This window comes from Desulfovibrio sp. (assembly GCF_035644575.1).
In the GTDB taxonomy this organism is placed as follows: Bacteria; Desulfobacterota; Desulfovibrionia; order Desulfovibrionales; family Desulfovibrionaceae; genus Desulfovibrio.
The window spans coordinates 1-23779 of record NZ_DASQOG010000055.1 but is presented as its reverse complement, the minus strand read 5'-3'; the positions used below and the strand labels follow the sequence as shown (position 1 = coordinate 23779).

The 23779-nt window shown below is 59.0% G+C and carries 22 protein-coding genes; 10 read left to right on the top strand and 12 right to left on the bottom strand.

The features are described 5' to 3' along the window. Nucleotides 1–52 precede the first annotated feature (52 nt). Together VEZ52_RS02620 and VEZ52_RS02615 are read left to right on the top strand one after the other, a co-directional pair. Nucleotides 53–1213, top strand: coding sequence for a glycerate kinase (locus tag VEZ52_RS02620; protein WP_324835413.1), 1161 nt, complete (start codon nt 53–55; stop codon nt 1211–1213). A gap of 3 nt (nt 1214–1216) precedes the next feature. Next, a complete protein-coding gene (locus VEZ52_RS02615) occupies nt 1217–1519 on the top strand; it encodes a hypothetical protein (protein ID WP_324835412.1) in 303 nt (100 codons plus the stop codon). Between the two features lie 119 nt (nt 1520–1638). Here the strand turns inward: VEZ52_RS02615 and VEZ52_RS02610 are convergent, their stop codons facing one another. Together VEZ52_RS02610 and hemW are read right to left on the bottom strand one after the other, a co-directional pair. Then, nucleotides 1639–2322 carry a hypothetical protein gene (locus VEZ52_RS02610; protein WP_324835411.1) on the bottom strand — a complete coding sequence of 228 codons (684 nt, stop codon included), beginning with the start codon at nt 2320–2322 and terminating at the stop codon, nt 1639–1641. A gap of 381 nt (nt 2323–2703) precedes the next feature. After that, nucleotides 2704–3993, bottom strand: coding sequence for a radical SAM family heme chaperone HemW (gene hemW, locus VEZ52_RS02605; protein ID WP_324835410.1), 1290 nt, complete (start codon nt 3991–3993; stop codon nt 2704–2706). Between the two features lie 300 nt (nt 3994–4293). On the opposite strand from hemW, the gene VEZ52_RS02600 reads away from it, so the two are divergent. From VEZ52_RS02600 to sdhE, 7 genes are read left to right on the top strand one after another with little or no spacing between them, the layout of a single operon-like run. Next, a complete protein-coding gene (locus tag VEZ52_RS02600) occupies nt 4294–5796 on the top strand; it encodes a leucyl aminopeptidase (RefSeq protein ID WP_324835409.1) in 1503 nt (500 codons plus the stop codon). Further along, entirely contained in the window at nt 5796–7313 is a 1518-nt protein-coding gene (gene cobA / locus VEZ52_RS02595; protein ID WP_324835408.1) for a uroporphyrinogen-III C-methyltransferase, read from the top strand. The genes VEZ52_RS02600 and cobA overlap by 1 nt, the downstream gene beginning before the upstream one ends. 3 nt (nt 7314–7316) lie before the next feature. Beyond that, nucleotides 7317–7991: a phosphoribosylglycinamide formyltransferase gene (gene purN / locus VEZ52_RS02590; RefSeq protein WP_324835407.1), complete on the top strand. Its 675-nt coding sequence runs from the start codon at nt 7317–7319 to the stop codon at nt 7989–7991. Nucleotides 7992–8051: 60 nt separating this feature from the next. Further along, nucleotides 8052–8297 (top strand): hypothetical protein, encoded by a 246-nt coding sequence (locus VEZ52_RS02585; RefSeq protein ID WP_324835406.1) that lies wholly within the window; start codon nt 8052–8054, stop codon nt 8295–8297. 32 nt (nt 8298–8329) lie between these two features. Next, a complete protein-coding gene (sdhA, locus tag VEZ52_RS02580) occupies nt 8330–10162 on the top strand; it encodes an 8-methylmenaquinol:fumarate reductase flavoprotein subunit (RefSeq protein ID WP_324835405.1) in 1833 nt (610 codons plus the stop codon). After that, a complete protein-coding gene (locus tag VEZ52_RS02575; protein WP_240823311.1) occupies nt 10162–11121 on the top strand; it encodes a succinate dehydrogenase/fumarate reductase iron-sulfur subunit in 960 nt (319 codons plus the stop codon). Before sdhA ends, VEZ52_RS02575 begins: the two co-directional genes overlap by 1 nt. Before the next feature lie 4 nt (nt 11122–11125). Then, a complete protein-coding gene (gene sdhE / locus VEZ52_RS02570; RefSeq protein WP_324835404.1) occupies nt 11126–11980 on the top strand; it encodes an 8-methylmenaquinol:fumarate reductase membrane anchor subunit in 855 nt (284 codons plus the stop codon). Between the two features lie 230 nt (nt 11981–12210). Here sdhE and lpdA read toward each other — a convergent pair whose 3' ends face one another. The 7 genes from lpdA to cysK all read right to left on the bottom strand — a co-directional run bounded on the left by lpdA (nt 12211) and on the right by cysK (nt 20884). Beyond that, on the bottom strand, nt 12211–13614 hold the full coding sequence (gene lpdA, locus VEZ52_RS02565) for a dihydrolipoyl dehydrogenase (RefSeq protein ID WP_324835403.1): 1404 nt from the start codon (nt 13612–13614) through the stop codon (nt 12211–12213). Between the two features lie 36 nt (nt 13615–13650). Further along, the gene (gene gcvH, locus VEZ52_RS02560) at nt 13651–14046 is read right to left on the bottom strand and encodes a glycine cleavage system protein GcvH (protein ID WP_324835402.1); all 396 of its coding nucleotides are present in this window, start codon (nt 14044–14046) and stop codon (nt 13651–13653) included. A 116-nt stretch (nt 14047–14162) separates the two neighbouring features. Beyond that, nucleotides 14163–14615, bottom strand: coding sequence for an OsmC family protein (locus VEZ52_RS02555; protein WP_298997862.1), 453 nt, complete (start codon nt 14613–14615; stop codon nt 14163–14165). A 107-nt stretch (nt 14616–14722) separates the two neighbouring features. After that, nucleotides 14723–16318, bottom strand: coding sequence for a sodium:solute symporter family protein (locus VEZ52_RS02550; protein ID WP_324835401.1), 1596 nt, complete (start codon nt 16316–16318; stop codon nt 14723–14725). Nucleotides 16319–16833: 515 nt separating this feature from the next. Then, entirely contained in the window at nt 16834–18555 is a 1722-nt protein-coding gene (locus VEZ52_RS02545) for a sigma 54-interacting transcriptional regulator (protein WP_324835400.1), read from the bottom strand. 221 nt (nt 18556–18776) lie between these two features. Further along, nucleotides 18777–19718, bottom strand: a complete 942-nt coding sequence (locus VEZ52_RS02540; protein ID WP_324835399.1) for a chemotaxis protein — start codon at nt 19716–19718, stop codon at nt 18777–18779. A 254-nt stretch (nt 19719–19972) separates the two neighbouring features. After that, nucleotides 19973–20884: a cysteine synthase A gene (gene cysK, locus VEZ52_RS02535; protein ID WP_324835398.1), complete on the bottom strand. Its 912-nt coding sequence runs from the start codon at nt 20882–20884 to the stop codon at nt 19973–19975. Between the two features lie 170 nt (nt 20885–21054). Between cysK and VEZ52_RS02530 the strand changes: the two genes are divergently transcribed. Beyond that, nucleotides 21055–21516: a nuclear transport factor 2 family protein gene (locus VEZ52_RS02530; RefSeq protein WP_192113173.1), complete on the top strand. Its 462-nt coding sequence runs from the start codon at nt 21055–21057 to the stop codon at nt 21514–21516. Nucleotides 21517–21833: 317 nt separating this feature from the next. Here the strand turns inward: VEZ52_RS02530 and VEZ52_RS02525 are convergent, their stop codons facing one another. The 3 genes from VEZ52_RS02525 to VEZ52_RS02515 form a co-directional block, all read right to left on the bottom strand. After that, nucleotides 21834–22349 carry a YceI family protein gene (locus tag VEZ52_RS02525; RefSeq protein ID WP_324835397.1) on the bottom strand — a complete coding sequence of 172 codons (516 nt, stop codon included), beginning with the start codon at nt 22347–22349 and terminating at the stop codon, nt 21834–21836. 260 nt (nt 22350–22609) lie between these two features. After that, nucleotides 22610–23092 carry a DinB family protein gene (locus VEZ52_RS02520; protein ID WP_324835396.1) on the bottom strand — a complete coding sequence of 161 codons (483 nt, stop codon included), beginning with the start codon at nt 23090–23092 and terminating at the stop codon, nt 22610–22612. Nucleotides 23093–23234: 142 nt separating this feature from the next. Further along, nucleotides 23235–23744, bottom strand: a complete 510-nt coding sequence (locus tag VEZ52_RS02515; RefSeq protein WP_022659070.1) for a peptidylprolyl isomerase — start codon at nt 23742–23744, stop codon at nt 23235–23237. Nucleotides 23745–23779: the final 35 nt, after the last annotated feature.

The following is a 23779-nucleotide window of genomic DNA, read 5'->3' as shown; positions in this document are numbered from 1 at the left end:
TTATGGAAAACGTATCCTGTCTTCCACCGCCAGCCCCAGCAAGGAACCAGCAATGAAGATCGTCATCGCGCCCGACTCGTACAAGGAATGCCTGTCTGCCCTGCAAGTGGCCCTTTCCATCGAATCCGGCTTCCGCGAGGTTTTCCCCGATGCGGTCTACGTCAAGGTTCCTGTGGCGGACGGCGGCGAAGGCACCGTGGAAGCCATGATTGAAGCCACGGCAGGCCGTCGGGTGGATACCACGGTACGCGGCCCGCTGGGCGACCCGGTGGATGCTTTTTACGGCCTGACCGGCGATGGCAAAACCGCCGTGATCGAAATGGCCGCAGCCAGCGGTCTGGCCCTTGTGCCGCCCCACTTGCGCAATCCCCTCAATACCACCAGCTACGGCACGGGCCAGCTTATCCGCTCCGCGCTGGATGCTGGCGCGCGCAAGTTCATCTTGGGCATTGGCGGCAGCGCCACCAACGAGGGCGGCGCCGGCATGCTTCAGGCCCTTGGGGTGCGGCTGCTGGACGGTCAGGGGCAGGAAATCGAACCCACCGGCATGGGCCTTGGCAGGCTTGCGCGCATAGACATGTCCGCCTTTGACGCCCGCCTTGCCGACTGCGTCATTGATGTGGCCTGCGATGTGGACAACCCCCTGTGCGGCCCGCGCGGCGCATCAGCCATCTTTGGCCCGCAGAAGGGGGCCACGCCTGAAATGGTGCAGCAGCTCGATGGATATTTGCAGAATTTTGCGGCCATTGCGCGCCGCGACCTTGGCGTGGACATGGCAGACATGCCCGGCGCTGGGGCTGCTGGCGGTATGGGCGCTGCCATGTTTGCCTTTTTGAAAGGGCGGCTGCGCCCCGGCAGTGAGATCGTGACCGAAGCCGTGGGCCTGGACGCGCACGTGCGCGACGCTGATATCGTCATTACCGGCGAGGGACGCATCGACGGGCAGACCGCCTTTGGCAAAACCCCTGTGGGCGTTGCCCGCGTGGCAAAGCGCCACAACAAGCCGGTTATCGCCATTGGCGGATCGCTGCGCCACGATGTGGACGCTGTCTTTGCCCACGGCATTGACGCGGTTTCAAGCGTGCTCTACCGCCCCTGCACCATTGACGAGGCCCTTACCGAGGGCAATGAAAATCTGCGCAGGGCCGCGCGCAACATAGCCGCCATTCTTTCCATGGGACTTGACCTTGGCGCGACGCACATAAGGAAATAAGGCATGTTTACCGCCTACAGGCAAAGCTGGCGCGCACACACCGGCTTCAACATTCTCTTTGTTTGCGCCATGCTGGCGGCGTGGGGCATGTATGCCCTGCTGTACGCCGCGGCCTTGCCATGGGGCTCGAACCAAGCCAACGTGCTGGTCTTTGTTGTGGCTGCCCTGTGCCTCATGTTCATATTTGTGACCCCGCGATACGGCTTCAAACCCACGGCAACGCACTACGCCATCATGGCGGCAACCTTGCTGCCCTCGCTGCCCAACGGGCAGGAGATCATCCGGCAGAGCGGCCTGTTATTCTGATGTGCCTTCGCGCTCCAAAGCGCACATGATACTAAAAGACGGCCACTCCCTATAGAGAGTGGCCGTCTTTGTTATACGTATGATCTTGCGGAGTTCACCCCGCCAGGTTTTCTGCTTTGTTAGGCCTTCTTGGCGCGCAGGCCCGCAAAGGCCAGAATCACGCCCAGGGCAATGCCCAACGCCGCTGCAAACACCACCTGAAAGTGGGCGGGCAGCATAAAGGTGATGGTGTGCGCGGGAATCCAGAAGAAAGGAATGGTCTTCTTGAGCACAAAGCTCCACATGGAATTCCAGTCGATGGTGCGGAACAGGGCCGCCACGTCAGGCTTGGTGCACAGGCTGGTGAGCGTGCCGCCAGTGGCCGCAATGTGCAGGTCGGTGAGCTTGTGGGTAATCATCAGCACCGGGGCGAACAACGTGTTGATGAGCACGCTGATGGAAAAAGACATGAGCAGCTTGGCGCCAAAGGTCGTGGGAGCGCCCGAAAGCAGGCCCATTTCGTTGAGCAGCTTGAATGTGCCCGCGCCGTACACGGTGAAGGCGATCTTGATGCCTATGCCCAGCAAACCCCAGATAATCGCCTTGGGCAAAACGCCAAATCCAGGCCTGTTGTACACGCCGGTGGTAATACGCAGTGCAATGCATTCGCCAAGGGTAGCCAGAATGGCAAACTTGAGAAAGCTCATGCCAAAAGGATACTGGGCAGTCAGGCTGATAAAGCCCTCAAGCGCCCCGGGCCCAAAAGCCAGCCAACCGAACGCCGCCAAACAAACGCCTAAAACCACAAAATCCTTTTGACGCATACCCTCTCTCCGTATTCTCGTTGACGCTCAGGGACTGTGACGCTGTGAGAACTTTTGTTCCCTGCCAGGGATGGAAGCCTTTTTATGAAAGGTGTGTACGTTGGACACTCAACTGGAATAAAAAGGCTTTCTGACGCAGGCAGGGGGCAAAAGAGCCATCGTGTAAACAGGCCCAAATCGGTTGGTCCCGCGCCGCGCGTAACCACAGGCGGCGGGGAAGGATCAGCCATAGCCGCGCAAGGGCGCGGGCAATTCGCATCAGCCGAACAGACGGAGGGGGGCTACCGTCAGAACCGGCTGCCGCATACTAGTGGCATTTTTGCCCCGCGTAAACACCGGCCTTGCGCAAATCTGTACAGCGACCCTATTCCTGACCGAGAATCAGGCGCTGGGCCAGCGCACCGGGCGGATTTCCGGGCTGTCTTCGTGTAGTGCGCTCTGCGCCACGGAGCTTTCGGAAGATTCCACGGCCTGAGGTTTCAGCCCGCCGGAAAGCGCCGCCTGCTTGAGCACCTCGCGGGTGCGGGCAAACAGATTGCTGAGAATGGAATTGGAAACCAGCATACCGCTGCGGGTTAGCCGCATATAGCCCTGCCGGATGCGGATAAGTCCGTTTTCATGCAGGGCCTGCACCAGCCGCTGGTGATCGCGCACAAAGTCGCGTCCGGTCATTTCGCGGTATGCTTTGACACGCAGGCCCCGCGCCGTGCGCAGACGCAGCATCAACAGCTCAAGCACGCGCGTTTCGGGCGTGAGTTCTTCCACGCTCTGGGCCAGTTTTCCCTCGCGGGTGCGGGCGTTCCAGGCGGCCTGGCTTGAGGGATTTGTCCAGCGGCGGTTGTCGATGGTGGACGTGGCCGATGGGCCAAGGCCAAGATAGTCTTCCCCCTCCCAGTAGCCCATGTTGTGGCGGCACTGAAATCCCATGCGGGCGAAATTGGAAATTTCATAGTGCAGGTAGCCGTGCTGCTCAAGCATGGCTGCGCCTTCCATGAACATGATGTTCTGGTCGCGCTCCGGCGGCAAGGTCAGGCGGCCTTCTTCCACATCAAGCTCCAGCGGGGTTCCCGGCTCAAGCGTGAGGCCGTAGGCGGAAATGTGGTCGGGGGTCATGCGGATGACATCCTTGAGCGTTTGCAGCCACTGGCGCACGCTCTGCCCCGGCAGGCCCCACATGAGGTCAAGGTTGATGTTGGCGCAGCCCGCCTCGCGCGCCAGAAAGGCCACGTGCAGGCTGTCCTGCGCCTTGTGCGGACGGCCCAGCAGGCGCAGCATGCCTTCGTCCATGCTCTGCACGCCGATGGAAAGGCGGTTGATGCCCGCATCCAGATACTGGGCCGCGCGGTGCCCGCCGCGCAGGGATTCCGGATTGGCCTCAAGCGTCACCTCGGCCTTGGACACCAGCCTGAAATACTTGTTAATGCGCTCCATGGTCAGGCCGATGATGCGCGGCGAAAGCAGGCTGGGCGTCCCCCCGCCAAAAAAGACAGACTGCACCTCGCTGCCGCCTAGCTGGTCGCCCCAGTGGGCCAGCTCCAAGAACAGGGTGTCCACATAGTCGCGCACGGCGGGGGAGCTGGCCGCATCAACGCCGCGCCCAAGCGGGCTTGAATGAAAAGCGCAGTAGCGGCAGCGTGTGGAGCAAAAGGGAACGTGTATATAAAGCAGCATAAGCGATCCTGTGAGTGACAAAAAAAACGACGCTCCGCCTGCGCGTAACACCCTGCGGAACAAGGAAAAGCCAGTTTTGCAGCGAGCTGGCAACAGATATGAACAAAAGCTGCAAGGAATATGCCCGCATCCGCCGCCGTGCCGGGAATTCCGCGCGCAGGCGGCTGCCCGCCCTTGGCAAAAACGCGGCGGCGAAGTATATTCACCAATTGGAACACGGCGCAAGCGCCCTGCGGCCTTCTGCCGCATCTTTCACCGCGCTGGCGGCTGTACGCAACGCACTTCAGGAGAAGCAGCTCTATGGATATACGCTTTCAGAATCTCGGACCGGAACAATGGAAAGGGGACGTTCTGCTGGCCCCCGTCTGCCAGGATGAAACTCTGCTTGAGCAGATTCCTGAACTGGACAAGGTTGCTCCCTGGCTGGTCATAGCCCCTGCCCTGCGCGACTTCAAGGGCAAGGCGGGCGAATTGGCCCTGCTGTACGGGCATCCCGAACTTACCGTTCCCCGGGTGCTGGCCGTGGGCCTTGGCCCGAGGGAAAAAGTCTCCACCGCCGACATCCGCAAGGCCATTGCCGCCGCAGTGCAACTGTGCCGCAAGCAGGGCTACACGTCCATAGTGCTGCCCGAACCGGCTCTGGCACGGCTGCCCGGAGGCCGTGAACGCCTGGTGGAAGAATGCGTATGCGCCGCTCAGCTTGCCCTGTACCGCTTTACGGCCCTTAAAAAGGCCGATGCGGACGAAGCCGCCGACCCGCAGTGGCTGGCCGTGGCCTTTGACGGCCAGGAAGTGCCGGACGCCGCCCACGCCGCCGCTCGCAGGGGCGAAAACGCCGCCTGGGCCGTGAGCCTTGCGCGGGACCTTGCCACCACGCCGCCCAATTTGCTCTACCCTGAAATGCTGGCCCAGAAAGCGCAGGAACTGGCGCGCGAAAAAGGCTTTGCCTGCACAGTGCTGGACGAAACCGATCTGGAAAAGGAAGGCATGGGCTGCCTCATGGCCGTTGGCCAGGGTTCGGGCCGTCCGCCCCGCCTCATCGTGCTGGAGCACGCCCCCGCCGGGCACGAACAGGACAAGCCCCTCGTGCTGGTGGGCAAGGGCATCACCTTTGATACGGGCGGCATCAGCCTCAAGCCCGCCGCCAACATGCACCAGATGAAGGCCGACATGACCGGCGCCGCAACGGTGCTGGCCACGGTGGCGGCCCTTGCGCAGGAAGACGCGCCCCGCCGCGTGGTGGGCCTGCTGGCCTGCGCCGAAAACATGCCCGGTGGCCGCGCCATGCGCCCCGGCGATGTGGTGCGCGCCGCCAATGGCGACACCGTTGAAATCCAGAATACCGATGCGGAAGGCCGCCTTGCCCTGTGCGATGCGCTGGCCTATGCCCAGAAAACATGGGTTCCGGCTGCGGTGATTGATATTGCCACCCTCACCGGGGCCTGCGCCGTTGCGCTGGGAAACCAGCTTGCGGGCCTGTTCAGCGATGATGCCGACCTTGCCGAGCGCATCCGCGCGGCAGGCGGCGCTTGCGGCGAAGAATACTGGCCCCTGCCGCTGTGGAAGCCCTATGTTGAATCGCTCAAAAGCGAAGTGGCCGATATTTGCCACATGGGCCCGCGTGAAGGCGGGGCCATCAACGCCGCGCTCTTTTTGCAACACTTTATTCAAGAGGGCGTGCGCTGGGCCCATCTGGACATTGCCGGGGTAGACTGGGCCGCCAAGGCCACGCCCCTTGCTCCGGTAGGGCCCACGGCCTTTGGCGCGCGCACGCTGCTCGATCTCGCCAGGGGAGGCGTATAATGAAGGTATTTCTCATCGGAGCCGGACCCGGCGATCCGGGCCTGCTGACCATCAAGGGGCGTGACGCCCTGGCCGCCGCCGATGTGGTGGTATACGACGCCCTGGCAAACGACAGCCTGCTTTCTTACGCCCGCCCCGATGCGGAAAAAATCTATGTGGGCAAGGTGGCGGGCAACCACGCCCTGCCGCAGGATCAGATCAACGCCCTTCTGGTCAGCAAGGCCAAGGAAGGCAACGTTGTGGCCCGCCTGAAAGGCGGCGACCCCTATATCTTCGGGCGCGGCGGCGAAGAAGGCGAAGAACTGGCGGCGGCGGGCATTCCCTTTGAGGAAGTGCCCGGCATCAGCAGCACTATCGCCGCCCCCGCCTATGCGGGCATTCCCGTGACCCACAGGGATTTTGCCTCTTCCGTGACCATCATCACCGGGCATGAGAATCCGGACAAACCCGGCTCCGTGCACAACTGGAAGGCCCTTGCCGCCAGCGCCTCCACTCTGGTCTTTGTGATGGGCATGAAAAACCTGCCCGACATCGCCCGCAATCTGCTTGAAGCAGGCATGGATCCGCACACCCCGGCGGCACTTATCTATCGCGGCACAACGCCCTATCAGCGCAGCCTCGTGGACACCCTGGCCCGCTTGCCCCAGGCGGCGGTTGAAGCCAAATTCACCAATCCTTCGGTCATTCTTGTGGGCAAGGTCGCCACCCTGCGCGACACCCTTGGCTGGTTTGAAAAAAAGCCGCTTTTTGGCCGCAGCATTGTTGTGACCCGCGCGCGCGAACAGGCCAGCGGCCTCGCCCAGAGCCTTACGGCGCTGGGGGCCGAGGTCATCCAGTGCCCCACCATTGAAATCAGCCCCCTTGCCGATTATGCGGAACTTGACGCGGCTCTGGGCAATCTTGCCAGCTACGGCTGGGTTATCTTTACCTCGGTCAACGGTGTAAAGCACTTCTGGCTGCGGCTCGCAAAGGCGGGCAAGGACAGCCGCGCGCTCGGCAACTGCAAGGTGGCCGCCATCGGCCCCGCCACCGCCGACGCCCTGACTGAACGCGGCATCACCCCCGATTTCATTCCCGAGCGCTACATGGCCGAGGGTGTGCTTGAAGGCCTGCTGGCCCTTGAAAACGGCAACGTGGCAGGCATGCGCTTTTTGCTGCCCCGCGCCGCCAAGGCCCGCGAAGTGCTGCCCGAAGAACTGCGCAAGGCAGGAGCCGTGGTGGACGTTATTTCCGCCTACGAAACCGTCCCCGCCGCGCACAAAAGGGATGAAGTCCTCGAACGCATCAACGCCGGCACCTTAAGCTGCGTGACCTTCGGCTCCTCCTCCACAGTGGAGAACTTCCTCTCCCTTATCCCGGCTGCAATCCTCAAGACGCACCCGGAAGTGAAGCTGGCCGCCATCGGGCCGGTAACGGCAGAAACGCTGCAAAAAAACGGCCTTACCTGCAACATCATGCCCATGGATTACACCATCCCGGCACTGGTGGACGCCCTGAAAACGTACTTTGCGAGATAAGACATGCCCCTGAATATCGCCATACTGGCCTCCGGCAGCGGCACAAACGCTCAGGCCATGATCGACAAGGCCGCCCAGGGCGTACTGGACGTGAACATTGCCCTGATCGTTTGCAACCGCCCCGGTGCGGGCGTTGTGAGCCGTGCGGAAAAGGCGGGCATCCCCTGCCTTGTGCTGGATCACAAAAGCTTCCCCGATCGCGAGAGCTTTGACGCCCGCATGGTTGAAGCCCTGCGCGAAGCCGGGGCGGAGCTTGTGGTGCTGGCGGGCTATATGCGCCTGCTGACCCCTGTGTTCCTTGAGGCATTTGCCGGAAAGGTCATCAACATCCACCCGGCGCTGCTGCCCAGCTTTCCCGGCGTGCACGGCGGCGCCGATGCCGTCAATTACGGCGTCAAGGTTTCCGGCTGCACCGTGCATTTTGTGGAAGAAAAGGTGGACAGCGGCCCGGTGCTGATTCAGGCCGTTGTGCCTGTCAACGCTGGCGAAAGCGAGGACGACCTCATGAGCCGCATCCATGTAATGGAGCACCGCATTTATCCCCAGGCAATCCAGTGGCTGGCTCAGGGGCGCATAGACGTTCAGGGGCGGCAGGTGCACCTCAAGCCCGGCAACACCCCCCGTGCGCCGCACGATGGCGACTGGCTCGTATGGCCGCCGCTGGAGCAGGGTTTTTAACTGCTGCCGTAAGCCTTGAATGAATCCATAAGGAGACTCTTCAACTAAAGAGTCTCCTTTTTGATTATTTTCAAAACCGGCGGAGCTGCTGGTTTCGCCGTCCTGACCTTGCCGCCCGTCGTTCTGGCTGTTTTCATTACTTACAAAAGTTTCAAAACTTACAAATCAAGAATCCGCGTTGCTCTGGAGCGATTTGGTGTGTTATTTTTCACTATCAACAGAGCATACCTTTATTCTTTGCTCAATCAATCAGCTTTTGCCGCCCTTTCCGCCCCAAGTACTTTCTTGCACAACCGCTGGAAATAACGGCAAATCCACCTACTTTTGAGGAAACCCTTATGACGCAGCAGTTTACCCGCAGAAAATTTCTGCAATCGGCCTGCATCACCATCAGCGCGCTGACGGTGAACATGAGCGGCATTGAAAAAGCTCTTGCCGCAGCCGCTGGTGTCGGCCCCCTGGCCACCTGCGACATCCTGATCATCGGATCAGGTGGCGCTGGCCTGCGAGCCGCCGTGGCAGCCCTGCAAAAAAATCCCAAGCTCAACGTGGTTGTGGTCAGCAAATGCATGCCCTCGCGCAGCGCCACCTGTATGGCCGAAGGCGGCATCAACGGCGTCACCGATTTCAGCAAGGGCGACTCCTACGAGCTGCACTGCTTTGATACCGTGAAGGGCGGCGACTATCTGGTAGACCAGGAATCCACGCTCAAATTCTGCGAGCAGGCAGGCCCCGCCATCCTTGAACTGGATTATCTGGGCATGCCCTTCTCGCGCACGGCTGAAGGCAAGGTCAAGGCCCGTCCCTTTGGCGGCGCATCCAAGGTCCGCTGCAACTACTCCGCCGACAAGACCGGCCACATCGTTGCCCACACCTGCCTGGACGATGCCCTGAGCCACGGCGTCAAATTCCTCATGGATCACGAGCTGCTTGACGTGGCCGTGGACAATGGCCGCTGCGAAGGCGCCGTGCTGCGCAACATCCGCACCGGCGAAATCGCCCCTGTGCGCGCCAAGGCAGTGGTGCTTGCCACCGGCGGCTATACCCGCATTTTCTGGAACCGCACCTCCACCCCCTACATTGCCACTGGCGACGGCGTTGCCGCTGCCCTGCGCGCGGGCATTCCCTTCAAGGATGCCGAAATGGTGCAGTTCCACCCCACGGGCGTGGTGCACGGCGGCGTGCTGATTACCGAAGCGGCCCGCGGCGAAGGCGGCTATCTGCTCAACAACAAGGGCGAGCGCTTCATGAAGGCCTACGCCCCCGCCAAGATGGAACTTGGACCCCGCGACATCGTGGCCCGCGCCATCGAAACGGAAATCCGCGAGGGCCGTGGCTACGGCCAGGGGCTGGAAGCCTATGTGCTGCTTGACCTGAGGCACCTCGGCAAGGATAAGATCGTCCACGATCTGCCGCAGATCCGCCACGTTGGCAAACTTTTTGAAAATATCGACCTTGTGGACAAGCCCATGGTCATCCGCCCCACTGCCCACTACTCCATGGGCGGCATTGACGTGAACACCTTTGACGACATGGCCACGGTTGTGCCCGGCCTGTTTGCCGCTGGTGAAGCTTCGTGCGTGTCCATCCACGGCGCAAACCGCCTTGGCGGCAACTCGCTGGCCGATGCGGTGGTGACGGGCAAAATCGCCGGTAACGGCGCAGCGGCCTTTGCCAGCCATGCCGATTTTGGCGCGGGCAAGCGCCTCACCGATCTGACCGCCCGCTGGCAGGATCGCTTCCGCAACACCACCAACGGCGGCGATGCCAAGCAGATGTATGCCATCCGCGAAGAAATGGGCGCGCAGCTCTGGGACAACCTGGGTATTTTCCGCACCCAGTCCAAGCTCGACTCCCTGAGCAGCTCCCTGGCGGACCTGCGTTCGCGCTACGACGCCCTGCGCGTCCCCAACGCCAACCCCGTCTACAATACGGTGTTCACCGAATATGTGGAGCTGGGCAACATGCTGCAACTGGCCCAGGCCGCCTGCCTTGCCGCCTCCGAGCGCAAGGAATCGCGCGGCGCGCACACCCGCGAGGACTTCCCCAAGCGTGACGATGCCAACTTCCTCAAGCACAGCATGGTCAGCATGGACGACAGCGGCAAAATGCGCATGGGCTGGAAAGAAGTGGAAATCACCAAATTCAAGCCCGAGGAGCGGAAGTACTAATGCCCACTATCATCATTGACCGCTTTGACGGCAAAAACAGTTTTGAGCAGAGCTACAAACTTGATCCGGCGGACGTGGCGGGCAAGACCGTGCTCAACACCCTGCTGTTCATCAAGCAGACCCAGGACCCCACGCTGAACTTCACGGCCTCCTGCCGCTGCGCCATCTGCGGCGCGTGCGCCGTGCGCGTCAACGGGCATGCGGTTCTGGCCTGCGACACCAAGATGGACGACCTCGCCCAAACATACGGCTCGAACACCTTCCACATTTCGCCTCTGGCGAACTTCAAGGTCATTTCCGACCTCGTTGTGGACTGGGAACCCGCCATGGAAAACCTGCGCAAGGTGCATCCGGGCATGGTGGCAAAGTCCGAATTCTCCATGAAGGAAGGCTGCCGCCAGAACCAGAAGGAATTCGACCGCATCATCAAGCAATGGGACTGCATCCTCTGCGGCGCGTGTGCCTCTGAGTGCAACAAGCTCACCGCCGACCGCAGCGACTACATGGAACCCTTTGTCTTCACCCACGCATGGCGCGTGGCCAACGATTCGCGCTCCAAGGATCCCCTGCTGCACGGCAAGCCCGCCGTGGCGGGCGGCCTGTGGAACTGCGTGCATTGTCAGGAATGCGCCAGCCGCTGCCCCAAGGGCATCAGCGCTGCCGACGATATCGCCGGTCTGCGGGCCCTCGTTATGGCCAAGGGCATGACCGACGGCGTTGGCCCGGCCCACGCCAAGTCGTTCTACACCGATCTGGTGGAAGACTCCGGCCGCCTCAACGAAGTGCGCCTTGCCCTGCGCACCGAAGGCATCAGCACCATTGCCCGCGCGGGCATGGCTGTGACCCTGCTGCGTCAGGGCAAGATGAATCCGCTTGAGGCCTTTGGCGGCGAAACCATTGAAGGGCATGATGCCCTGGTGAAGATGATTCAGGCGGCCCATGCCGCAGAGAAGGAGTAGCCGTATGCAGACCGAATTCGCCTTTTTTCCCGGCTGCGTGCTGACTCAGGCCGCCAAGGAATCCAAGATGGCTCTTGAGGCCGTGGCCCCAAGGCTTGGCATCAAACTCAAGGAAATCCCCGGCTGGAGCTGCTGCGGCGCTTCCCAGGCGCAGGATGTTGACCCCGTGGCGACCCTGGTTGCCAACGCCCGCAACATCGCCCTGGCTGAAAAAATGGGCCTGCCCGTGCTGACCTCGTGCAGCACCTGTCTGCTCATGCTGCGCCGCGCCAAGGCAGAACTTGACGGCGGCAAGAAAGACCGCATCAACACCTTTCTTGCCAAGGGCAACATGACCTATAACGGCACCAGCGAAGTCACCAGCCTGCTCTGGGTTCTGGCGCAAAACGCCCAGACCCTCAAAGCCAAGGTGACCAAGCCGCTTACGGGCCTTAAAGTGGCGGCCTTCTACGGCTGTCACAGCCTGCGGCCCGAATCCGCCCTTGGCTTTGAAAGCTCGGTGAATCCCTCGAGCTTTGAGACCGTGGTGGCCGCCCTTGGCGGACAGACGGTTCCCTTTGCCAAGCGGCTGGACTGCTGCGGCTTCCACGCCGTGTATCCGGCGGAAAAATCCGTCATGCGCATGACCAGCCAGATTGTGGACAGCGCAGCTGTTTCCGGCGCGGCCTGCATCGTAACCCCCTGCCCGCTCTGCCAGATGCAGCTCGACATTTATCAGGAAGCAGCGCAGGATATAGCCAAGTCGAAAGCCCGTGTGCCCGTGCTGCACCTTTCGCAGCTGGTGGGCCTCGCCCTGGGTATTCCCGGCAAGGAGCTGGGCCTCGACTATAACGTGATTGACGCCACCAAGATGGGCTAACCAGCCCTGTAAATAGTGACAAAAGGCGGCCCCTACCCCTGGCCGCCCCATGCGCGCCCCCTCTCGTGTCCCTACCCGAGAGGGGGTTGCTTTTTTCTGGAGCAGATGAGCGATTGAAGATCAGCTTACTTGCAAGCTGGCAACCATTTCATAGTCTGACTGCTCAAAAAAGATGGCGCATGCGCAGCAACGGGCATCGCAGTGCACATGCGCTCCGGCGCAGGCAGGCCTTACGCCAGTCTGGCGATGCGGCACAGATCGCCAAAACCTTCCGCCAGGGTGGGGTGCGCGTGAATGGTACGGGCCACATCTTCAGCGCTTGCGCCCATATGGATTGCCAGCGCCGCCTCGGCTATGAGGTCTGTGGCGTGCGGGCCGCAAATATGCGCTCCCAGGATTGCCTGGCTCTCCGCATCAATGACCAGTTTGAACAGCCCGGCTATTTCGCCCATGGCGTGCGCCTTGCCCAACTCGCGCATGTGCAGTCGGACGCAACGCACATTGCGCCCTTTTGCCAGCGCCTGCGCTTCAGAAAGCCCCACGCAGCCGATTTCCGGCGTTGTGAAAATAGCCGAGGGCACAAGGGAATAATCGCACGGCTTTGACTGCTGCCCCAGGTTTTCGACCACGCATTCCGCCTCTGCGGCGGCCATATGAGCCAGCATGATTTTCCCCGGGCCAAGAATGTCGCCAATGGCGTATACGCCCGGCACGGACGTTTCAAGAAAGACATCGGTCTGCACCCAACCGCGCGCGTCACATACCACGCCTGCCGTCTCCAGCCCCAGTCCCTCCGTATCCGGCACGCGCCCGACAGTGACAAACACGCTTTCCACCTCAAACGGAGGCGGCACTGATGGGCGCTCGCCGCTGGCGGCTTCTGTATGCAGACGCACCATACCGTCGCCCACTTCGGCCCGGCTGACAGTGACGCCCGTTTCGACCTTGATTCCCGCTTTTTTCAGTTCGCGGTGCAGCAGCTTGCTGATTTCTTCGTCAACCGCAGGCAAGGGCAACAGTCGGTTCTGCCCTTCAACTACCGTAACCTCAGCGCCAAATGCCCTGAAAATACAGGCCATCTCGCAACCTATCACGCCGCCGCCCACAATGCAGATGCTTGCGGGAACACGATCCAGATTCAGAACGCCGTCGCTGGTCAGAATGTGGCGCTTGTCTGTGGGCAAAGCGGGGAGCTCCAAAGGCCTTGAGCCAACCGCAAGAATGACGGCATCACCGTCAATCCGCTGTGTGCTTCCATCCTTTGCCGTCACCTGCACCTGCTGCGCGCTGACAAGGCGGCCTCTGCCCCTGGCCACAGCGACATTCAGGTGTGCGCAGGATTTTTCCAGCCCCTGCGCCAACAGCCGGATAACGCGGTTTTTACGTTCCAGAAGGCGAGCCATATCAATGGCGGCCTGCGATGAGCCCGTGACGGCGAACTCGCTCATGTGCCGGAACTTGTCCAGAATATCTGCGGAGCTTTTGAACGTCTTGGTGGGAATGCAGCCGGAATTGAGGCATGTGCCGCCAAGAGCTTCGCTTTCCACAAGCGTTACGGCCTGCCCGGCGCGGGCCGCTGCAAAGGCCGCCGTATATCCGGCAGGGCCGCTGCCGATGATGGTCAGTTTTTTCATTCGATCATCCTCGCGCATATTTTAACCCACCGAAAGCTAACTGTTTTGCGGCAGCAACTGGCCGTACTGCTCTGCGCGCAGCAAAGCATGCGAGCCTGCCGGAGCTTCGGGCCGTACGCGCGCGATCCAGCCTTTGCCGTAGCAATCCTGGTTTATCAGGGCAGGGGAATCTTCCAGATCGCCGTTGACCGCAATGACGGTGCCGGTAATCGGGGCAAACAGGGCGCTGACGGTCTTCATGGATTCCAGCGAGCCAAATTCTTTTTCGGCTTCCAGCTGCGCGCCAACGTTGGGCACGTCCGCGTAGACAACTTCTTCAAGCTGGCTTTGGGCAAAGTCCGTAATGCCCAGCACCAGCTCATCCCCCTCTTGCCGCACCCAGATGTGCTCCGAGGTATAAAACAGATCTTCGGGCAAGTTATACTGAGGCATACTGTCTCCTGTACATGAGGCCGGGAAGCCCGCGAGCTTTCCGGCCTCATCGATGTGGTGGGGAACGGTCTGCCGCAATGGTAAAAAGCGCCGGCAGTTCCGCTGTTCCGCCTCAACTAGGCCGATGCGGTCGGCAGAGGGTAGGCGTGGTGTTCGCCGTTGACCACAAAGCTGTAGTTGATGCGGCTCGCCACCTTGAGCATATTGGCTACGGAGCAGTATTTGACGGCTCCAAGCTCAAATGCGCGCACAAATTTTTCCAGGGTGACGCCTTCGCCGCTGACCGTGTATTCCACATTGATTTCCGTAAATATCTGCGGAATTTCTTCGCGGCGCACGGCATCGGCAGAAATTTTGAATTCCGTGAAGGGAACACGCATCTTGTTGAGGGCATGGCCCACTTCAATGCCCGTGCAGCCCGCCAAAGAAATAAGCAGCAGCTCCATGGGGCGAACGCCTTCGTTATTGCCGCCATATATGGCAGAGGCATCCATAATCACAGGGCGGTTGTCGGAATCCCTTCCTTCAAACAGCATGTTTCCTTTCCATTCAACGTTAATCATAGGCATGATAAACCCCTTTAAGATCTTATCGCTTTAAATGCAGGCGGCGCATAAGCATCTGTGCATGTTCGCCGTGCGGGCATTTGACAGCGCAAATTTTTGTAACGACCGCTCTAGCGGGCAGATGCTTGTTGACGTTCCGTACTGACAATGAGGGCAATCCAGACAAGAAGAACAAGCAGAAAAGCCGTCATGCCCCAAAGGCCTGTGGCATAGAGCCACCCGCCAGCCGAAACCAGGCAGACAAGCAAGGCCAGAGCTACCAACAGCGCCGCATTGCGCAGCATGGCGGCTCCGCCCTGCGGCGCGATGACGCTCCAGCCGCGTTCGGCCAGAGAAACCACGGTCATGCCGATAATATTGGCGGCCATGGCCACCCACACGGGATGTATCTTGAGATAGAAGCTGTTGACGGCCCAGCCGCCCATCCAGTTCCACACAAGGCCAGCACCGCAACCGGCCACAAGGGCGGTGACAGCGGCACGGGGAGTGGCAACGCCCCAGAACAGGGCTGCGACCATGGGAGCGAAGGTTGCGCCGTTGCGGGCTGTCCAGGCGAAGATATTCCACCACGCGGCCTGCTCAGAACGCAGATAGCCAAACAGAATCATGAGCGCCGTCAGCGCCAGCAGAGATATGCGGGTAAAATGCACCAGCTTGGCGTCTGACGCGTCAGGAAACAAGGCCGAGCCAACATCCCTGCCAAGGCTGGTTGCGCCGGAGAACTGGCACGGAGCGCCCCAGCCAAGGGCGCAGGCCCAGATGCCCAGCGTGAACATGCCAACCATGGGCGCGGGCAGGGTTTCCATAAGATACTTGGGCACTGCCACAAGGCCACGCGCATTGCCGGGCATGGTGATAGCCGCTGCAACGCCCACAAGAACGCCCATGACAATGAAGATGATGTTGAACCCGCCAGCGATCAGCAGGCCCTTGCGGCCTTCGTCCGCTGTTTTGCACGACAGGGCCATCTGGAACGCGGCCTGCGCCAACAGCACGTTGATCAGGAATGTGCCAAACCAGGCCAGAATGGTTTGCAGGCCAACGCTGGTCAGGCTGCCGTACTTGGCGTTTGTCTCCAGAAACGTTGCAAGTGCGCCGTACCCCGGGTTAACGCCGATGGCGTAAATGGCCACCGCAAACATGATCATGAACACAAAAAAGTTTGCCGTCTGGGTCATGGCCACAGACCACATGCCGCCAGCGCTCAGGAAGACATACATAAGCGCTGCGGTAATAACGACCGAGGCCAGCATGTCCAGCCCTGTGAGGGCGTTGATGCATGAGGCGAAAGCAAGGGCCGTAGCCACAGACCACATGGGAAACGTGATGGCCGTGATGGCTCCGGCTATGCCCTTTGCCGTGCGTCCGTATTTATCGCCAATGAGGCCAGAGATGGTGACCATCATTCTTTTGCGGAACGGCCCGATCAGCACCAGTGCGATGATGAGCACGTGGGTCAGCTCCGCAACGCCGTACCATATGGCAGAAATACCTGTAAAATATGAGAGTTCGAGGATTGCGATATAGGTTGAGCCTGAAAAGAGGCCTGTAATGCAAAAGGCCACTGTCCATCGGCTGAACTTGCGCCCGCCCACAAAAAAGTCTTCGCCCGCCTTGGCCTTTTTCTTGGCTATCTGGCTCATGACAATGAGCAGGAGCGTATACGCGAGTGCAAGGCCGAACATCCAAAAAGCCGAAGATGACATATAAACTCCTCATCATAACGGATGATTTTGCCGCTGTCTGGCGGCGGAACGGCAAGGGTACAGGCCCATGCACATGGGCTGTACGGTGACCGTTGCAGCCTGCTTTTCTCTATCTCAGGCGCGCACCGACCGGGCCCGTGGCGGTAACTGCGACTGAACGTTCACGTGGCTGATTTTGTACAGCGTCACTTCAACAAAGCCTTTTTATTGTGAGCCTGTCTTAGCAATGTTTGTTCCAAAAAGTTTTATCTTGATTATCAGGTAGATATAAAAAAGCCCGCGTATACTTCGCGGGCCATGCTGCGCACACTGCTCAGCAAATGAAATATATAACAATTTGTTTTGATTGAATTAATAAATTTGAAAGCAATCCTGGGCCTGTGCCGAAATAATGGTTCAAAATCAAACCATGCGGTTCATTATTAAACCACAATCAGAACGTAGCCATTTCACAGGAAAACGGCACCGGAGCTCGTGCTGATAACGTCCTGCAGCAAAAGGCCACGCCAAGTGGTTCATTCCTGAACCGAAAGGCCGTGCTCCCGCATTTTACGCAACAGCGTGGGATGGGATATGCCCAGCTTGCGCGCGGCGGCGCGGATGCTGCTTGTGGCGGCAAGTCCGCTTTCAATGCACTGGCGTTCAAACTTCTTGATCTGGTCACGCATGTTGCCTGCACCAGCAGCCGCAGCCCTGCCCGCCGGGGCAATGCTCTCCCACACCGAGGCACAATGCCCGGCGGAAAAGCTGGCAATGGTCAGCCTTTCCACAAAATTCCCCAGTTCGCGCACATTGCCCGGCCAGGGATAGGCCAGGAGCATCTGCTCTTCTTCTGGCCCGATCATGCATCGGGTAGAATACTTTTTGCTGAAACAGGCAAGAAAATGCTGCGCAAGCGGCAGGATGTCTTCCGGCCTTTCGCGCAGGGGCGGCACCGCAAGCGGAATCACATTGAGACGATAATACAGGTCTTCGCGAAAGGTGTTTTCCCGCACCATTTTAAGCAGATCCCTGTTGGTCATGGCAATGATGCGCACATTGAGGCGGACAGGCTTGCGCCCTCCGATGCGATAGATCACACCCTCCTGAAGGGCGCGCAGCAGCTTGACCTGAAGGGACATATCCATTTCGCCCACCTCATCGAGCATGAGCGTTCCCTCGTTGGCGACCTCAAGCATGCCCACGCGGCTGGCATTGGCCCCGGTAAAACTGCCTTTCTCGTAGCCAAACAGTTCCGCTTCCTGAAGGTGCTGGGGAATGGTGCCGCAGTTGATCTGCACAAGCGGGCCGTTACGGCGGCCGCTGTGGCTGTGGATATGCATGGCCAGCACTTCTTTTCCCGTGCCGGTTTCACCTGTGATGAGCACGGTTGAATCCACGCTGCCAAGCCTTTCAGCCTCGCGCAGCAAACGCAGCATGGAGGGATTGCACGCAATGACCTTTTTGCCTTTGTGCGAAGCCTCCTGAAAGGCCGCAAGCCGCCGCCGCGTATTCTCCGCCTCTGTCTGCAAGCGGGTTATTTCCGTCATATCCTGCGCGGAGAGCACGCAACGAAACAGCTTTTCCTTTTCATCAAACAAGGGCGTTATGGTGAGCACCACCTGCTTGCCATTGCAATCTTCAAGCAGCGAGCTGTGCGCCTTGCGGAGGGCCACCGATTTTTTCAGCAGGTCGCTCACGACCTCCATGTCCGGAGAAGCTGGCGCGGCCATATTATCGCAATCAGGCAGCAAGCTGCGGATTTTGTCGTTACTGAACAGCGGGGTGCCTTCGGCATCAAAAATCATGATGCCATCAGTGGCGCAGTTGATGACTTCGCTCAGCTCGCGGTTGTGGATATCCGCATTTCTGAAGGCCACGTATATTTTGTGGATCAGTTCCTTCTTGGTCAAAACGCCCACAAGCCTGTCCTCATGATCCAGCACAAGCATTCTGTCGATGGGCATGCTGCACGCCATACCAAAGGTGTCATCGTTGCGGATGCTGACAAGGTTGGTGTCCATGACCTCGCTGATGGGCGTTTCAAAGGACTTTCCTGCGCGCACGGCCTGCACAAGGCGAAAAATGGTAAGAATGCCTTTGACCCTCTTTTCCGCATCCAGAATAGGCACGCAGTTCACGCCGTGCCGTTCGTACACCGGGAGCGCGTCCTTGAGCTTATGGTCAGGGGTCAGGGTTTCCGGGTTGTCGTGCATTACCTGTTCGACAAGCATTTTTTCTTCCGGCAGGGCGGGCATAGGCATCTCAGGGTAAAAAAGTGGGCGCTGATCCAGCAGGCATGGGGTTTTACAGATTTTTCAGCAGTAAATTTTCGAGACCCTTTGGGCAGCATACTGGAGGTTTCAGGGCTGGGCAAGAAAGGGGCTGCGGGCTGAGAGCGCGCACAAAAAAGCCATAACGCAAAAAGGCCCTGACCAGTGCGGTCAGGGCCTTCAGAACATTTTAGGCGAAAACTGCCTTAGCCCCAGGCTTCAGTCACCAGATCATACAGCTTGACGGAAAGCACTTTGAGATCGGGCTTGGTGTACTGCACGTCAGCCCCAACCACAGCGCATTTCTTGGCAAGAGGTTCATTGATCATGGAAGAGAAGATGGCCACGGGCAGTTTTTTAAGGACTCTTTCGTCCTTGATGTGCTTGCACAGGGCCAGACCGTCCATGCCGGGCATTTCTATATCTGTGATGACGCCGTGAACGAAATCGGAAATGGGGCGATCTTCGGCTTCGCAGCGGTCTCGCAGCACCTTCAGGTAATCCCAGGCTTCCTGACCGTTGACCTTCTGCGTCACAGTGAAGCGGCCTTCCTTGTTGAGCAGGTCAAGCAGCAGGCTGCGGATACTGCTTGAATCGTCCACGTGCAGGATATTGTAGGTTTTTTCGCCGCTGTGGCGCATATCGGAGGCGTCAAAGCGCATGGCCATGGCCGGATGCAGTTCGGCGACGATGGCTTCAAGATCCAGCAAAAAGATCACGCGCTCTTCCAGCCGCACCACGCCCGTGACCGAGCTGCGGCTCACATTCTGCAAAAACTGCCCCGGCGCTTCCACATCCGTCCAGCTCAGCCGATAGATGCGGTTGACACCCGACACCAGAAAGCCCGTACAAACGCCGTTGAATTCGGTGACGATAACCTTGGCGTCTTCGTTTTCAATGGGTCCGCTGCCCAGAAACTGGGCCATATCTATCAGCGGCACCACACGGCCATTGCGGTGCAGAAACGCGCCCAGAAGCGCTTTATGGCGCATTTCCGGCATGGCAGTCACCGGCTGGCGACGGCCAATCTCAACCACCTTGGCCACGTTAAGGCCATAGTGGGCTTCGTAACCGTCCTGGTTGACGAAAAATTCCACAATTTCCAGCTCATTGGTGCCGGTTTCCAGCAGGATGTTGGTCTGCGCCATGGAAATGCTCTCCGTTGGGCTGAAGCCCGTTAATGTCGGACGGCAGACCTGAACTTGTTTGCTGCCAGCCGGTGAGCGAAGCTTACGCTGACTTTCTTATCGGTTGCCAAGTGCAAATATTTAGCCATGCAGGCCGAAAAGACAGTTTTTTTCATATTTTTCTGTTTCGCACAAAACGGGGAACATATCAAACAGAGTGCAGTGGCATTGAAAATACCGTCATAAATCAAGTGCAAAGCCAGCTTGCCTGCAGTTTATATTCCCTGAAACAACCGCGTTGACATGTAGCGTTCGCCCGTGTCGCAGGCAAAGGTTACGATATTCTTGTCCTGCATTTCTGGCCGCGCCGCAAGGTCAAGAGCCGCGCGCACGTTGGAGCCTGTGGATATGCCCGCCATGATGCCGTTTTCCATGAGCAGACGGGCGGTTCTTATGGCTTCTTCTCCGTCCATCTGGATAATTTCGTCCAAAAGCGCACGGTCAAGGATGGCCGGCACAAAGTCAGCGCCAATACCCTGGATAAGATGGGGGCCGGGTTTGCCGCCCGAAAGCACCGGCGAAGCGGCTGGCTCCACGGCCACCACCCTGAAGCCGGGGATGCGCTCCTTAAGGAACCTGCCCACGCCAGTGATGGTCGAGCCGGAGCCAACGCCCGCAACCAGCACGTCCATCTTGCCCACGCTGTCCTTGAAAATTTCCGGCCCGGTGGTCTTGTAATGGGCCACCACAGCCTGCGGGTTGGTAAATTGGCCGAGTACAAAGGCATCCTGTTCATCGGCAATGCGCTTTGCAGCCGCCACGGCGCCGCTCATGCCCTGTTCCGCCGGGGTGAGCACAAGCTCCGCGCCCAGCGCCCGCAAGAGGTTGCGGCGCTCAACGCTCATGGATTCCGGCATGGTCAGTATGCAGCGAAAGCCACGCACCGAGGCAACCAGGGCCATACCAATGCCCATATTGCCGCTGGTGGCCTCCACCAGCACTCCGCCCGGTTCAACGCGCCCCTCTTCCAGAGCTTCACCAACAAGGTGAAAAGCCACGCGATCCTTGATGGAACCGCCTGGATTGCGGTTTTCAAGCTTCAGCCAGACAGTGCCGGGCAGGTCGCGTGAAAGATCGAGCCGCAGCATGGGAGTGTTGCCAATGGTTTGCAAAATGCTGGTTAACATGAAAACATATGCCTCACAGTAAAAAATGCCAGGAAATCCGGCTCTATGGCAGATATTCGCTTTACAATGGGAGAGTTTTGCTTAACTCTTTACATATAACCATAGAAGAATCCGTGCACATTGGCAATTTTCGTTCTGGCCGCTCCAACAGCCCATTCAGGGAGGATACCATGAAGATTCTGCAAGTAACCACTGTGTTCATAGCCCTCGTCATTGCCCTTTCCGGTGGGCTTGCCCATGCCAAGGCAGACACCGTGGCGCTCTATACAGAAGCTGTGATGACAGGCGACGTACCGGCCCTTGAAACCCTGCTGGCCCCCAACTACTGGCATATCAACGCCAACGGGCACATTGAGGACAAAGAGCACTTCATCAATACCATCAAGAGCAAGGAACTGGTCATTGACCGCCTGACCTTCACCAATGCCCGCACCGCCCTGATCAGCGACGCCAAGCTCATCACCGGCACAGGCTACCTCAAGGCCAAGGCCACTCCTGCTCTGCCCGAAGGCCTCATGCGCATTACCGTGGTGGTCATTACCAACAAGGGACGCGAACAGGTGGTGCTGTTCCAGGCCACGCCTGTGATTGCCACCGAAGACTGCAACGACGGCAACTGCAAGATCCAGTAAGGTTAAAATACATAGTGGCCCGCATAGGGCCATCAGGCCGGGGCATCCCTACCCGGCCTTTTTTGTGCGGGAGAACGCCTGTACAGAAGAATAAAAGCCGCTCCTGCTAACAGGGGCGGCTTTTAAACGTAACCCGGGGTATGGCGGGGCCGGATTTCGCGTGGTGGGAAAGATCGGAGGCAGAAAACAATCATAAGTGAGCTGTTTCAGGCGCATGCAAGTATCAAAACAACAGGCAGAGCAAACAAATCCTGTCCATATTTCGCGGGGGTTCTCAAATCAAAGCCCCCCCGCAAAACATCTCAATATTCAGATGCCTAGGCTGGCGAAACTTCAAAGTTGGCCGCCACCTTCACCCTGTCGCCCACAATGGCTGCCGGGATGTTGGGGCCAATGCCAAAGTCGCTGCGATTCAGCTCGCCAGTGATGCTGAAAGACTGCGTTTCCTTGTTGTTGATGGGGTTGGTGATACGGTCGCTGGCTGTGATGTTGAACGTCACTTCTCGCGAGGCGCCGCGCATTTCGAGCAGACCAGTGATGGTTCCGGTATGGTCCGACCCAAGGCGCACAGATGAGCTCTGGAAGGTAACTTCGGGGTGCTGCGCCACATCAAAAAAATCCGGCGAGCGCAAGTGCTCGTCCCGCGCATGCACATGGGTATCAATGCTCACAGCCTTGGCGGTCATGGTAAAGACTGCGTCAGAAAGGTCATCGTTGCCGGTTTCAAGATCAATGGCAACGTCTGCAAACCTGCCGTTGATGTCGGTAATCATGAGATGCCGCACCACAAATCCAAGGTGCGAATGGTCGGGATCGTTCTTCCAGATAGCCATAACAACCTCCCGCTTCGTGCAGGTTGCGCTCAAATCTATAGTGCTGTTTTTAACGGCAACGCCTGCCGGAAAAACATACGTTCAAGCTATGAATTTTAGTTAAGGCTCCAGACCGCCGAGTCAAGCTCTTCCAGATGATTTATCAAAAAAAATTGCGCCGCTGCCCGCCCTTGTTCAAGCTACACGAGGTGCGCGGGAGTTCTGCGGCAGACCCAAGGCTTGCCGCAGAACTCCCTGCCAACAGCAAAAACTGCGGAGGCCTAGAACACGCCCGGCAACCCGTGATCCCGCAAAGCCGCATCACAGGAACCCAGGTGGTAGGTGGTGTGGGAGGCCAGCATGGCAATCATGGCCGCATAGGTGAGATCCCGGCCAATTTTTTTGCTCACGCGCTCCTGCACCCTGGTCAGGTCGGCATTGGAAAGCGCCGCCAGCCGTGCGTCCACTGCGGCCTTTACGGATTTTCCGTAAGCCTGCATGGCTTCTTTGCTCACAACATCCTTGCCCTGCTCCTTGAGCATCAGCACGCCAATGCCGGCAGGCGCGGGCAAAAAGGTTTCGTCGTCACTTTCAAGAATAAAGAAGTTCAGCACGGCAATGGCGTGGGCCACCTGCTGCCACACGGGCCAGCCGCCGTTGGTTTCGGCCCAGATGTTTTCGGGGCAGATGTCCATATACTGGGCCAACAGTGCCCAGGAGCGCTGATAGGGTTCTTCAAGGGCGGCAACAATGTCTCTGGACATGGCTTTTCCTCTTTTTTTCAGGTTTGGCGCACAGCTTGCCTGTGCGTAAAGGCCGCTCAAACACAAAACCGCCGCAGCGCCGCAACTGCGGGCATACGGCGGTTCCATGCGACAGCGTTGCAGGCAAAGCCTGCCGCGCCATTTATTCGAAGCGGCTTGCCCCGGTGATCAGCACCATGTCGGTGGGCACATTTTCATGAAAGCCCACGGTCTTGGTCTTAACCTTTGCAATTTTATCCACATTCTCCATGCCTTCGGTCACTTTGCCGAAAACGCAGTAACCCCAGCCGTCAGGGGTGGGGGAGCTGTGGTTGAGAAAATCGTTGTCCACCAGATTGATGAAGAACTGGGCGGTGGCGCTGTGCGGATCGCGGGTGCGGGCCATGGCCAGGGTGCCGCGCTCGTTCTTGAGGCCGTTGTCGGCTTCGTTGGTCACAGGTTCGCGGGTGGACTTTTCGTCCATGCGCGCGCCAAGGCCGCCGCCCTGAATCATGAAGCCGGGGATAACGCGGTGGAAAATGGTGTTGGCGTAAAAGCCGTCATCCACATATTTCAAAAAATTGGCAACGGTTTGGGGGGCCTTGTCGGCATAAAGCTCCACAAGAATGTCGCCGGAGGAGGTCTCCAGCAAAACCGTAGGATTGTCGGACATGGGTGCTCCTTGAATGGTTATTCTGCACAGCGGGC